Origin of the sequence: Janthinobacterium sp. YR213, assembly GCF_900099875.1 — a bacterium.
Lineage (GTDB): Bacteria > Pseudomonadota > Gammaproteobacteria > Burkholderiales > Burkholderiaceae_D > Janthinobacterium > Janthinobacterium lividum.
Genome location: NZ_FNDA01000002.1, coordinates 303,391 through 315,783, shown reverse-complemented (window position 1 = coordinate 315,783; position 12,393 = coordinate 303,391). Strand labels below are relative to the sequence as shown.

The 12,393-nt window shown below is 64.8% G+C and carries 10 protein-coding genes; 6 read left to right on the top strand and 4 right to left on the bottom strand.

The genetic code is table 11. The features are described 5' to 3' along the window. Positions 1-25 precede the first annotated feature (25 nt). Both BLT98_RS10625 and BLT98_RS10620 read left to right on the top strand, forming a co-directional pair. On the top strand, positions 26-748 hold the full coding sequence (locus tag BLT98_RS10625; protein ID WP_139179211.1) for a M56 family metallopeptidase: 723 nt from the start codon (positions 26-28) through the stop codon (positions 746-748). A gap of 64 nt (positions 749-812) precedes the next feature. After that, the gene (locus BLT98_RS10620; RefSeq protein WP_092607517.1) at positions 813-1,313 is read left to right on the top strand and encodes a hypothetical protein; all 501 of its coding nucleotides are present in this window, start codon (positions 813-815) and stop codon (positions 1,311-1,313) included. A 3-nt stretch (positions 1,314-1,316) separates the two neighbouring features. Here the strand turns inward: BLT98_RS10620 and BLT98_RS10615 are convergent, their stop codons facing one another. Continuing rightward, positions 1,317-2,123 carry a class I SAM-dependent methyltransferase gene (locus BLT98_RS10615; protein WP_092607514.1) on the bottom strand — a complete coding sequence of 269 codons (807 nt, stop codon included), beginning with the start codon at positions 2,121-2,123 and terminating at the stop codon, positions 1,317-1,319. A 290-nt stretch (positions 2,124-2,413) separates the two neighbouring features. On the opposite strand from BLT98_RS10615, the gene BLT98_RS10610 reads away from it, so the two are divergent. From BLT98_RS10610 to BLT98_RS10595, 4 genes are all read left to right on the top strand, one after another. Further along, positions 2,414-5,767 carry an MHYT domain-containing protein gene (locus BLT98_RS10610; protein WP_092608622.1) on the top strand — a complete coding sequence of 1,118 codons (3,354 nt, stop codon included), beginning with the start codon at positions 2,414-2,416 and terminating at the stop codon, positions 5,765-5,767. Then, positions 5,764-6,777 (top strand): response regulator, encoded by a 1,014-nt coding sequence (locus tag BLT98_RS10605; protein ID WP_092607511.1) that lies wholly within the window; start codon positions 5,764-5,766, stop codon positions 6,775-6,777. Before BLT98_RS10610 ends, BLT98_RS10605 begins: the two co-directional genes overlap by 4 nt. Positions 6,778-7,089: 312 nt before the next feature. After that, complete coding sequence (locus BLT98_RS10600) at positions 7,090-7,926, top strand: universal stress protein (protein ID WP_092607508.1); 837 nt, start codon at positions 7,090-7,092, stop codon at positions 7,924-7,926. 69 nt (positions 7,927-7,995) lie between these two features. Beyond that, the gene (locus tag BLT98_RS10595; RefSeq protein ID WP_139144108.1) at positions 7,996-8,865 is read left to right on the top strand and encodes a hypothetical protein; all 870 of its coding nucleotides are present in this window, start codon (positions 7,996-7,998) and stop codon (positions 8,863-8,865) included. A gap of 53 nt (positions 8,866-8,918) precedes the next feature. On the opposite strand, the gene BLT98_RS10590 is transcribed toward BLT98_RS10595, so the two are convergent. The 3 genes from BLT98_RS10590 to BLT98_RS10580 form a co-directional block, all read right to left on the bottom strand. Next, entirely contained in the window at positions 8,919-11,237 is a 2,319-nt protein-coding gene (locus tag BLT98_RS10590; protein ID WP_034780543.1) for an NADP-dependent malic enzyme, read from the bottom strand. A gap of 174 nt (positions 11,238-11,411) precedes the next feature. After that, positions 11,412-11,789: a hypothetical protein gene (locus tag BLT98_RS10585; RefSeq protein ID WP_211548334.1), complete on the bottom strand. Its 378-nt coding sequence runs from the start codon at positions 11,787-11,789 to the stop codon at positions 11,412-11,414. Continuing rightward, entirely contained in the window at positions 11,782-12,375 is a 594-nt protein-coding gene (locus BLT98_RS10580; RefSeq protein WP_034780545.1) for an SMI1/KNR4 family protein, read from the bottom strand. The genes BLT98_RS10585 and BLT98_RS10580 overlap by 8 nt, the downstream gene beginning before the upstream one ends. Positions 12,376-12,393 lie beyond the last annotated feature (18 nt).

Below are 12,393 nucleotides of genomic sequence, written 5' to 3'. Positions count from 1 at the left end.
GATGCCGGCCTGGCTCGTATGCAGCATGGCATTCGCGCTGCTGTTGAGCGCTGCCGCCTGGCAGGCCGAGCGCACGCTGCAGCGGCGCGGCCGCACGACGCGCTGGCTGTGGCTGGCGGCCATCGCCGCGTCCGTCCTCCTGCCCCTGGCGTGGCTGCCCGGCGTGCTGGCGGCCATGCCGGCGGAACAGGCGCAGCTGAAACTGGGCTGGTTCATGCTATCGAGCGGCATGCTGCTGCTGTTGGCGCTGCGCAGCGTCTGGCTGCTGTCGCACCAGCGACGCTGGCAAAAAGCCACCTTGCTGGGCACGCCCGTCTTCCTGAGCGGCGGCATCGGTCCCTGCGTGGCGGGGCTGCTGCGGCCCCGCATCGTGATGCCCGTCTGGCTGCAACTGATTCCGCCGCCACAGCAGGCGCTGCTGCTGGCGCACGCACAATGCCGGCTGGCCGCGCGCGACCCGCTGCTGCTGGCCATGACATACACCTTGATCGTGCTCATGCCGTGGAACCTGCCCCTGTGGTGGCAGCTGCACCGGCTGCGCTTTGCCATCGAAGTCGATTGCGACGCGCGCATGCTGGCGCACGGCCACGCGCTGCGCGACTATGCCTTCGTCCTGCGCCGGCACGGCCAGTATTATTCGGGACTGACGGGCGCCTCGCCCATCGTGCTGATCGACCCGCTAGCGCTGCGCCGGCGCCGCCATCTGATGGCCAGATTTACCCGGAACCAGGCGGCGAACTTGCTATAGTAGCGGCAACGCCGCGCAATGCGCCCGCGCTCCCGGCTCCCCCTTCAGAAATCAGAGAGATACCATGCTTTACCTGCTTGCCATCGTGATCGTCATCGCCCTGCTGTACTACGTCTTCAGTGGCCGCACGCCCGCCAAACCGCTGCACAAGCCGCTCATGTCGGTGCGCCAGTACGTGCCGGCGATTCCTGCCGGCGTACCCGCGCATCACTGGACCGATGAGGGGCGCTTTGCGTCGGAAGTGGAAAACGAATCGATGTACCAGCCCGCCATCGCCAAACTGGCCGGCGAGCATGGTCCCGGCAATGCGGAAGAAAAATGCCTGGCCCTGCTCGTCTGCGACGATGCCAATCCGTTCCAGGACAAGGCCATCGCCGTCTTCATCGATGGCCAGCTGGTCGGCTACCTGTCGCACAACGACGCGCTGCGCCTGCGCCGCAACTTGGGCCGCATGGACCTGGTGGGCCAGCTGACCTCGTGCGACGCCGTCATCCGCGGCGGCGGCCTGTGGAATGGCAAGCGTTTGTCGTACGCCGTCTGGCTGGACTTGCAGCCCTACAACTAAAAGCTATGCCGTGCGCGCCTGCCTGACGGCGCGCGTGGCGATAAAGCTGGGCAGATACTTTTCAATTTCAAAGCGCGGGTGGGGATGCATTTCCTCGTGGTATCCCGCCAGCACGAAGCCCGCCGCCAGTTGGCCGCCGATCTGGCTATCCAGGCCATGGCCGAAGATCAGTGCCTCGCCCCTCTCCATGCGCGCCGCCAGCGCGTCCGGCGGCATATCCTCCACATCCGAATACGGCAGCACGAAACGGGGCCGTATCAAGCCCTGTTTTGCCCATTGCGGGTCGCGGTCGCCGATGAACACGGCCGGGTTGAAAAAGCTGCTCAAGAGCACGCCGCCGTCGGCCAGCACGCGCGCGCATTCGCGCCACACGGGGGCAATATCGGGCACGTACTGATTCGAGACGGGATGGACGATGACATCGAAACTGGCATCGGCAAAGCAGGCCAGGTCGCGCATGTCGCCCTGCACGGTGGCCAGCTGCAAGCCGTCGCGTTCGGCCACCATGCGGTCTTTCGCCAGTTGCTGCTCAGACAGGTCGAAGACGGTCACCTGCGCGCCGGCAGCCGCCAGCACGGGCGCCTGTTGCCCGCCGGCGCCGGCCAGGCACAGGATGCGCTTGCCTTGCACGGCGTCCAGCCAGCCGGCCGGCAGAGGTCCGGGCGTCAGGTGGATTTGCCACTGCCCGGCGCGTGCCGCCGCGATGGTGGCGCTGTCGACGGGCTGCGACCATGGGCTGTTCTGTGCAGCCTGGGCATCCCAGGCTTGCTGATTATGCCGCAAGAAGTTGTTACCTAAAGGCATAGTCATCCTTTCAGAAAAAAGCAGGACGCAAATGTAGCATGACACCAGGCACGACGTCGCACTTTGCAAAAAAACCACATAATTCCTGATCGCAACTTCCTCGCCAGCACCTCCATTCCACGGGCACGGCAAGGTGGGCGGCCTACTTTCCCGCATGGACACGGCTTGCACGACAGGGAAAATAATTACAATTAAGATATTTGTTTCCTGAAATCTGGTAAGGTAATCCGTATCGATCACCCGCAGTGGCGGCAGGCGCACACGCCAGCGCCAAACGCGTCACCTGTTTGCCTACGATGATACCTGCCAGCGTCCAGCACCTGTTCCACGTTCCCGCCGATCCGGCCCAGCTGCACCACGGCGTGCATGCGCCGGGACTGGTGCTGCTGTCGCTGGTGATCGCCATTTTCACGTCGTGGATGGCTTTCCAGATGACGGCGTACAGCCGCGCGCAGGCGAGCATCAGCCGCCGCTTGCACCTGCTGTGCCTGCTGGCCGGCAGCCTGGCCCTGGGCTGCGGCGTGTGGGCCATGCATTTCATCGGCATGCTGGCCTTCGAGCTGGGCACCAGCGTCGCCTACGATCCGGGCCTGACCTTGCTGTCCATCGTGCCCAGCGTGGCGGCCTCGTTCGTCGCCCTGGCCACCATCAGCCGGCGCACCGTCACGGCGCCACTGCTGCTGCGCAGCGGCTTGCTGGTGGGCCTGGGCATCGGCGCCATGCATTACACGGGCATGCACGCCATGCGCATGGGCTTGTCGCTGCGCTACGAACCACTGCTGTTCGCACTCTCGCTCGTCGTTGCCGTGGCGCTGGCCACCCTGGCCCTGTGGATACGCTTCGGCTTGCGCGGCTGGAGCAGCCGCATAGCCGCAGCGCAGCGCACGCTGATCAGCGCCTGCGTCATGGGTTGCGCGATTACCGGGATGCATTACATGGGCATGCAAGCGGCCCGCTTCGTGGGAACGATTCCCCCAGGCAATGATGCCGATGCCAACCGGCCCATGCTGGTGATCAGCGTGACCCTGCTGACCATCGCCCTGACGATCCTGGTCGCCTCGGCCGTGGGCATCTTGCGCTACCGCGAACTGTTTCGCCACCTGAACCAGAGCGAACACTGGACGCGTTCGCTGCTGACGAGCACGGTCGACGGCGTCATCACCATCGACCGCCACGGCAGCATCGTCGACTTCAACGGTGCCGCCGAGCGCATCCTCGGCTGGCGCTCGGCGGAAATCATCGGCCGCCATGTCAGCGTGCTGGTCAGCGACGTGCGCCAGTCGGAACAGAACGGCCTGCTGTACTACCTGCGCACGGGCGAAGGCGATGCGTCCCACGCCAGCGAGGAAATCGTCTACCTGCGCAAGGATGGCGCCCCCGTGGCCGTGCAGCGTTCGATGGCCAGCGCGCGCCTGGCCGACCAGGATTTATATGTGCTGTTCATTACGGACATCAGCGAACGGCGCGCCATGCTGGCCGCCCTGCGCGAAAGCGAGCAGCAGTTGCGCTCGCTGATCGGCAATATTCCCGGCATCGCCTTTCGCTGCACCACGGCGGAAAACCAGCCCATGCTGTTCATCAGCGATGGCGTGGAAGCCGTCACCGGCTATCCGCCCGCCGACTTTCTCGGCGCCGTGCCGCGCCGCACCATCACGGGCCTGATCGCCAGCGAAGAGCGCGCCTACGTCATCGATGTCTTCAACCACAGCGTCGCCAGCGGTGAGCCCTACCTGCTTGAATACCGGCTGCTGCATGCCGACGGCACGGCGCGCTGGCTGTGGGAGCGGGGCACCGTGGTGCACGATGCGGCAGGCGCCGTGCGCTGGGTCGACGGCGTCATCCTCGACATCAGCGAACGGCGGCAAATGGAGGAAGACTTGCGCATGGCCAAGGAAAAAGCGGAGCTGGCGGCCGCCACGCGGGCCAGCTTTGTCGCCAACATGAGCCATGAAATCCGCACGCCGATGAATTCCATCCTCGGTTTCACGGATGTGCTGCTGGACTCGCCACTGGCGCCCGAGCAGCGGCGCCACCTCGATACCGTGCGCCAGTCCGGCCGCTCACTATTGCGCCTGCTCAACGAAGTGCTCGATACGGCCAAGCTGGACAAGGGTGCCATGGCGCTGGAATTGCGCGACTACAGCCTGCTGGCGCTGGTCGATGAACTGGCCTCCACGTATGGCATCCATGCGCGCGCCAAGGGCTTGCGCATGGAGGTGCAGTACGACCCGCAACTGCCGGCCGTGCTGCATGGCGACGAATTGCGCATGCGGCAAGTGCTGGGCAACCTGCTCGACAACGCCATCAAGTTCACGCCCGGCGGCGCCGTCAGCCTGGCGGCGCGCTTCGAGGAGGGCCAGCTGCACCTGCTGGTGCAGGACAGCGGCATCGGCATCCCCGCGGAACGGCGCGACGCCATCTTTGAACCGTTCGTGCAAGCGGACGCCTCGACCACGCGGCGCTTTGGCGGCACGGGCCTGGGCACCACCATCAGCCGGCAACTGGTGACCCTGATGCAGGGGCGCATCTGGGCCGATGCCGCCTTGCCGCACGGCAGCGTGTTCCACGTCATGCTGCCCTTGCTGCCGGCACGCCAGGCGGCGCTGCCCGCCAGCGAACGCCGCAGCGTGCGCCTGCCGCCCCTGCGCGTGCTGGCCGCCGACGACGTGCCGCAAAACCTGGAACTGCTGAGCTTACTATTGGGCAAGCGCGGACATACGGTGGTGACGGCCGGCGATGGCGCGCAAGCCTTGCAGCTGGCGCAGCAGGACGACTTCGACATTCTGCTGCTGGACTTGCAGATGCCGCGCATGGATGGCCTGGCCGCCACGCAAGCCATCCGTGCCGCCGCCCTGCGCGATGGCCGCCCGCGCGTGCCCGTGATCGCCATGACGGCCAGCGTGCTCGATGCGCACCGCAAGGCGGCGCGGGCGGCCGGCATGGACGGTTTCGCCACCAAGCCCGTCGAGTGGCAGGCGCTGTCGCAGGAAATCGCCCGCGTGCTGGGCCTGGCGGCAGAAGCGGGCGACGATGGCGGCGAACCGGCGGCGCCCGCTGGCGGACGGGTGCTGCACCACGCGGGCGCACTGCAGCGCTGGGCCGGCAACGACAGTGCCTACCACGCGGCGCTGGCCCGTTTCGCACGCGAGCATCCCCGCTTGCCGCCTGCCCTGCTGGCCGCCATCGAGGCCCGCGATCACGCGGCGCTCTTGCCGCAGAGTCACCAGCTGCGCGGCGTGGCAGCCAATCTCGGCCTGGAGCAGCTGGCCGCCAGCCTGGCGGCGCTGGAGCAGTGCTGCGCCAGCCCCGGCTCCGCCACGGCCCAGCAGCTCGACGAGACCCTGGGCGCCCTGCTGACGCAATGGCCGGCGGCCGTGGCCGCCATCGCCCGGCTGGCGCCGACTGCATTGCCGGCGGCAACGGCGGCTGCCTTCGACGCGCCCGCCGCCCGGCAAGCGGCCAGCTCCCTGCTGCACGCCTTGCGGCGCGGCGAACTCGATGACGCGGCGCAAGCACAGTTGCAGCACGCCATGGGCGCGCAAGCGGACGCGCTGGCGCCGCTGCGGCATGCCATCGACGATTTCGATTTCCCTCTGGCACAGTCGCTCCTGCACGACTTGCTGCACGCCTTCGCACCGGAGTCCCCATGAATGCACCAGCCAGGCCCGTGATTCTGGTCGTCGACGACGAGGCGGCCAATTTGCAATTGCTGCGCCAGATATTGCAGAACGACTACGCGCTGCTGTTCGCCAAGGATGGCGCGCGGGCACTGGAACTGGCGCAGCAGGAACGCCCGGCCCTGATCCTGCTCGACGTGATGATGCCCGGCATGAGCGGCCACGACGCCTGCCGCCAGCTGAAAGCCGCGCCACTGACGGCCGCCATTCCCGTCATTTTCGTCACGGCCCTGAACGACATGCGCGACGAACTCAGTGGTTTTGAAGCGGGCGCCGTCGATTACATCACCAAGCCGCTCAGTCCCGCCATCGTGCGCGCCCGCGTGCGCACGCACCTGTCGCTGGTCCGCATCGACGAGCTGAAGGAAACGCGGCTGCAGATCGTCCAGCGCCTGGGCCTGGCAGCCGAATACAAGGACAATGAAACGGGCCTGCACGTGATCCGCATGAGCCATTACGCGCGCCTGCTGGGCGTGGCCGCCGGCATGGACGAGGCCGCCGCTGACGACCTGCTGCACGCGGCGCCCATGCACGACGTGGGCAAGATCGGCATCCCCGACCGCATCCTGCAAAAGCCGGGCAAGCTCGACGCGGATGAATGGGCCATCATGCAGACGCACGCGCGCATCGGCGGCGACATCATCGGCGAACATGCGCAAGGCGGCATGCTGGCGCTGGCGCGCGCCATCGCCCTGTCGCACCATGAAAAATGGGATGGCAGCGGCTACCCGAACGGCTTGGCGGGCGAAGCGATTCCCCTGGCGGGGCGCATCGTCGCCGTGGCCGACGTCTTCGACGCGCTGACCTCGGTGCGCCCGTACAAGCGCGCGTGGTCGGTGCTGGACGCCGTGGGCTATCTGCAAGCGCAACAAGGCAGCCATTTCGATGCGCGGCTGGTCGAGCTGTTTGTGCAGGAACTGCCCGCCATCGACGCCATCCGGCTGCGCTGGGCAGAGAAAGAGGAACACCACGCGCCCGCTTGAAGAATGAACTCCCGCCACGGCCAGCGTTGTTGCGTCACACAGGGAAGTGCCGGACAGATGGCGCCGGCGCCGATGCAGACCACTGGAAAGGCAAGGAGTTCAATACCATTATGGCTGGCGACGGGCCAAACATTTTGATGCACATCAAATGGATCAGCATTTCCTGGCTGTGGGCTTGCGGATGGCCATGGCCCGTGTTTTTTTGACCCACATCAAGCCCAGCATAAGAAAACCGCCCGCCAGCAAGGCAATGCTGGACTTGCCCGTGTTGCCGTTCTAGCCTTGTTGCCATCCTGACTAGCGAATGACAACATGGCCTATAAATCCATCCTCGTCCACGCCGACCTGTCGCGCCATGCGCCGCAGCGCATCGCCATCGCGGCACGGCTGGCGCACGCGCACCAGGCGCACCTGATCGGCGCCGCCATGACGGGCCTGTCGCGCTTTTACGTGGAAAACAACCGCGGCATGCGCGGCAGCGCCGTGGCGGCGCAGATCAACGCCCTGCATGGGCAGGCGGAACAGGCCCTCGACCAGTTTGAAACGCTGGCGCGCCAGGCCGGCACCGTCTCGCTGGAACGGCGCCTGATCGAAGACGATGAGGATGGCGGCATGGCCGTCAGCGCCCGCTACAGCGACTTGACGGTGCTGAGCCAGCACGACGACAGCGAAGCGCTGCCCGGCGCCATGAGCGACCTGGTGCCCTACGTGATGCTGAACGCGGCCCGTCCCGTGCTGATCGTGCCGCGCAGCGGCAAGTTCACGCAGATCGACAACACCGTCGTGGTGGCCTGGGATGGCAGCATGGAAGCGACGCGCGCCATCGGCCACGCCCTGCCCCTCTTGCGCACGGCGCGCCTGGTGGTGCTGGCCCTGCTGCACCCGCCGGCCGGCCATGCACAGCCGGCCCGCCATCCGGGCGCCGACATCGCCGCCTACCTGAGCCGCCATGGCGTGCCCGTCGAAGTGCGTCCAGCCATCGCCACGGGCGACATCGGCGCGGCGCTGCTGGCCATGGCCGCCGAAGTGCATGCGGACCTGCTGGTGATGGGCGGCTACGGCCACGCGCGCTTCCGCGAAATTTTACTCGGCGGCGTGACGGAAACGATCTTGCGCCAGATGACCTTGCCGGTGCTGATGGCGCACTGAGACCAAGCGCGCTCCATGTCGTTGCACAATGGATATACTTGCCTGTCTATCCATATCAAAGCAATGTACATGAACCAACAACTCGTCAATTGGGGCAATAGCCTGGCGCCATTCGGCGGCGAACTGCTGTGGACCGCCCTGCCGTGGATGCTGCTGTGCAGCGCGGCCGGCTTCGTGCTGGCGCTCGGCATCTGCTACCAGCTGGCCAGAAAATGCCTGCTGGTGCGCCGTCCCCGCGCCTGGCATGTGGCCGCCAAGCTCAGCTATGTGCTGATCCTGCTCGCGCTGCCGCTCCTCGGTGCCGGCTTTGGCGCCGTGCACAGCGTGCACCGCGTGGTCAACCAGGCCCTCGAGCGCGACTTGCAGCCCGTGGTCGAAGCACAGATGCCGGCGCTGCGCGTCTACCTGGAACAGCAGGTCAAGCTGATCGCCCCGGGCCAGCCCATCAGCGTGCGCAGCCTGCTGGAACCATTCGTGCAAGGCATGTATTACCAGCCCACATCCAGCAGCTACTGGGAACGCAGCAAGGCGCGCTGGATCAATGAATTCATTCTGCGCCGCGGCAGCGTGCTGCTGACGCAGGTGCTGCAGGAACAGCTGATCGCCAGGGTCGGCCTGCTCGGCGAAGCGCTCAAGGGCGCCAACTTCCGTGGCCAGGCGACGGGCGAACTGGCCGCGCTGGGCACCGATCTGGCCGTGCGCCTGACCACCGACGTGGCGCGCCATGCCGACTTCAGCAAACTCGACAAGTCAGTGCCGATGATTTTCATCGACGCCATCAAACGGCAAGCCGGCGCCTATTTCAATTCGCTCAAGATCACGCTGGGCCTGTTCGCGCTGGCGGCGCTGCTGCTGGTATGGGGCGAGATCATGCTGTACCGCCATTACTACCTGCGCCGCCATCCGCCCGCCGCCGCCCTGCCCGTGCCGCCCATGTAAAAAAAGCCGCGCCTCCTTGCGGATGGCGCGGCTTTCAGGCGGCAGCTAAAAGCTTAGGCTTTGCGTTGCGCTACCGCGTCAACGACGCACAAGGCCGTCATGTTGACGATGCGGCGCACGGTGGCCGATGGCGTCAGGATGTGCACGGGCTTGGCGCAGCCGAGCAGGATCGGACCCACGGCGATGCCGTTGCCGGCCGCCGTCTTCACCAGGTTGTAGGCGATGTTGGCCGATTCGATGTTCGGCATGACGAGCAGGTTGGCGTCGTTCTTCAGTGCCGAATTGGGCATGATTTTTTGACGCAGCTTGCTGTCGAGGGCCGTATCGCCGTGCATTTCGCCGTCGATTTCCAGGTCCGGCGCGCGCTCTTTGATGATGGCCAGGGCGGCGCGCATCTTTTGCGCCGAAGCGCTGTCGCTGGAACCGAAGTTCGAGTGCGACAGCAGGGCCGCGCGTGGCGACAGGCCGAAACGGGTCATCTCTTCGGCGGCCATGATGGTGATCTCGGCCAATTGCTCGGCGTCCGGGTTTTCATTGACGTGCGTGTCGACCATCACCAGCTGGCGTTCCGGCATGATCAGGACGTTCATGGCGGCATACACGTTGCTGCCGGCGCGCTTGCCCAGCACCTGGTCGATGTATTTCAGGTGCAGCTGGGTGGTGCCGAAGGTACCGCAGATCATGCCGTCGGCGTCGCCCTTGTGGATCATCATCGAACCGATCAGGGTGTGGCGGCGGCGCATTTCCAGCTTCGCGTATTCCTCGGTGACGCCCTTGCGGCTCGTCATCGCGTAATACGTGTTCCAGTAATCGCGATAGCGCTCGTCGAAGTCCGGGTTGATGACGTCGAAGTCGACGCCCTGCTTCAGGCGCAGGCCGAACTTCTGGATGCGCGCTTCGAGCACGGGAGGACGGCCGACCAGGATAGGACGCGCCAGTTTTTCATCGACCACCACTTGCACGGCGCGCAGCACGCGCTCTTCTTCGCCTTCGGCGTAGACGATGCGTTTGAGTTCGGCCGGCGTGGATTTGGCCATCAGGAACAGCGGCTTCATGAAGGTGCCGCTGCGGTAGACAAATTGCTGCAGGCTGTCCGCGTACGCTTGCAAGTCCTTGATCGGACGCGTGGCAACGCCGGAATCCTCGGCCGCCTTGGCCACCGCTGGCGCGATCTTGATCAGCAAGCGCGGATCGAACGGCATCGGGATCAGGTATTCAGGACCGAACGACAGGTTGCTGATGCCGTAGGTGGTAGCGACGATGTCCGACTGCTCGGCATGCGCCAGGTCGGCGATCGCGTGCACGACGGCGATTTCCATTTCGCGCGTGATCGTCGTCGCGCCGCAATCGAGGGCGCCGCGGAAGATGTACGGGAAGCACAGCACGTTGTTGACCTGGTTAGGATAGTCCGAACGGCCCGTGGCGATGATGGCGTCGCTGCGCACGGCCTTGACTTCTTCCGGCAGGATTTCCGGGTTCGGGTTGGCCAGCGCCAGGATCAATGGATTCGGCGCCATCTTGCGCACCATGTCCTGTTTCAGCACCCCGCCGGCGGAGACGCCGAGGAAAATGTCGGCATCCGGGATGATCTCGCCCAGGGTGCGCAGCGGCGTATCTTGCGCGAAGCGTTCCTTGTCCGGGTCCATCAGTTCCGTGCGGCCCTTGTAGACGACGCCGGCCAGGTCGGTGACGTAGATATTTTTCAGCGGGAAGCCCAGATCGACGATCAGGTCCAGGCAGGCCAGCGCCGCGGCGCCCGCGCCCGACACGACCAGTTTGCAGTCTTCGATTTTCTTGCCGACGGCTTTCAAGCCGTTCAGGATGGCCGCGCCGACGATGATGGCGGTGCCGTGCTGGTCGTCATGGAAGACGGGAATCTTCATGCGGTCGCGCAGCTGGCGCTCGATGTAGAAGCACTCGGGGGCCTTGATGTCTTCCAGGTTCACGCCGCCGAAGGTCGGTTCCAGCGAAGCGATGATATCGACCAGCTTGTCCGGGTCCATCTCGTTGATTTCGATGTCGAAGACGTCGATGCCGGCGAATTTCTTGAACAGCACGCCCTTGCCTTCCATCACCGGCTTGGCGGCCAGCGGGCCGATATTGCCCAGTCCCAGCACGGCCGTGCCGTTGGTGATGACGGCCACCAGGTTGCCGCGCGCCGTATATTTATAGGCATTCGCCGGATCGATGACGATTTCTTCGCACGGTGCCGCCACGCCTGGCGAGTAGGCCAGTGCCAGGTCGCGCTGATTGGTCAGTTGTTTGGTCGGCGTCACGCTGATTTTGCCGGGGCGCGGGCACTCGTGATACTCGAGTGCGGCCAAGCGCAATTGTTGACGCAATTCTTCTTTTTTATCAGATGACGAATCCATGCTGTGCTGCCTTCCTGTTTGGTCGATCGGGTGTTCCGGATTTTATCAGACCGATTCTTTCAATTAGCTAGGTATTTTCCGCTAGCCACAGTCTGATATCACGAAAACGCATAACCTAGCATTGTAAGGCCGTCCGGCGGCACAAACGTCCTGAACAGGAAAAACTATCAAATTTTAGATTTCAATTAGTTTTTGCGATGGAACATCGGAGGCGCGCCACAGCGGCAGCGCGGCGACGGCGCGCTCGATATCGCCCATGTCATCCGCGCCCAGGCTGCTGTCGAACGGCGCGGACAAAATGCTGCGCATCAGCGCCAGGCGCGTCGTCGCCTGCTGCGCGTCGATGAAACGCGTCGTCTCCGCGCAATACTGCGCGCGGCGCTGGGCATCGGCGCCATCATCGTCGCCGTCGGGATAATAATGGCGGCCGATGTGATGCAGCGACTGCAGCAGGAATTCGATCTCGCGCAGGATGCGCAGCGCATCCTCGCCGGACAGCACGATGCGACGGTTGGCGGGCAGCAGGGAGGGCGGCGTGGCTGGACTATTCAAAATTTTCTTCGATCAGGAAGGCATAGTCGTCATCGATCAGCATTTGCAGATAAGCGTCGAAGCTGTCGGCGATGACCTTGTAGTTGTCGGGGTCGTGCAGGAAGCGCACGATCTGTCCAACCTTGCCGGACGCCGTGGGCGTGAAATCGACATACAGCCGCGAAGAACCGCCATTGTTCATGCAATGCGAAAAACACAGACGCTGGCCCTGCTTGATGCCGGCGTCGATGCGGACGTCGACGATGCCGGGATCCTGTTCCAGGTAATGGCCATAGATATCGGCGATGCTGCGCTGGTTCGCTTGCCCGTCCTGCAGGATCTGTTCGACGGAACTCAGGTAATACGGATACTCGAACACGTCCGAGCCCAGCATGTACACCAGCACCGTGCCGCCGACATACTCCTGATAATAGGTGCCGTTGTACGTGCCCAGCAAGCGCAGCAGGCTGTCCGGGCATAGCGGATACGTCTGGCGCAAGCTGGCCAGTTGTGCCGCGCTGGCGCCGCTGGCCATCGCCAGGTCCACGAATGGTTCAGGTGGCAATGCATTGAGCACGCCTTCGAGGTAGCGGTCGACGATATCCATACGTGGCTGGTTCCTGAT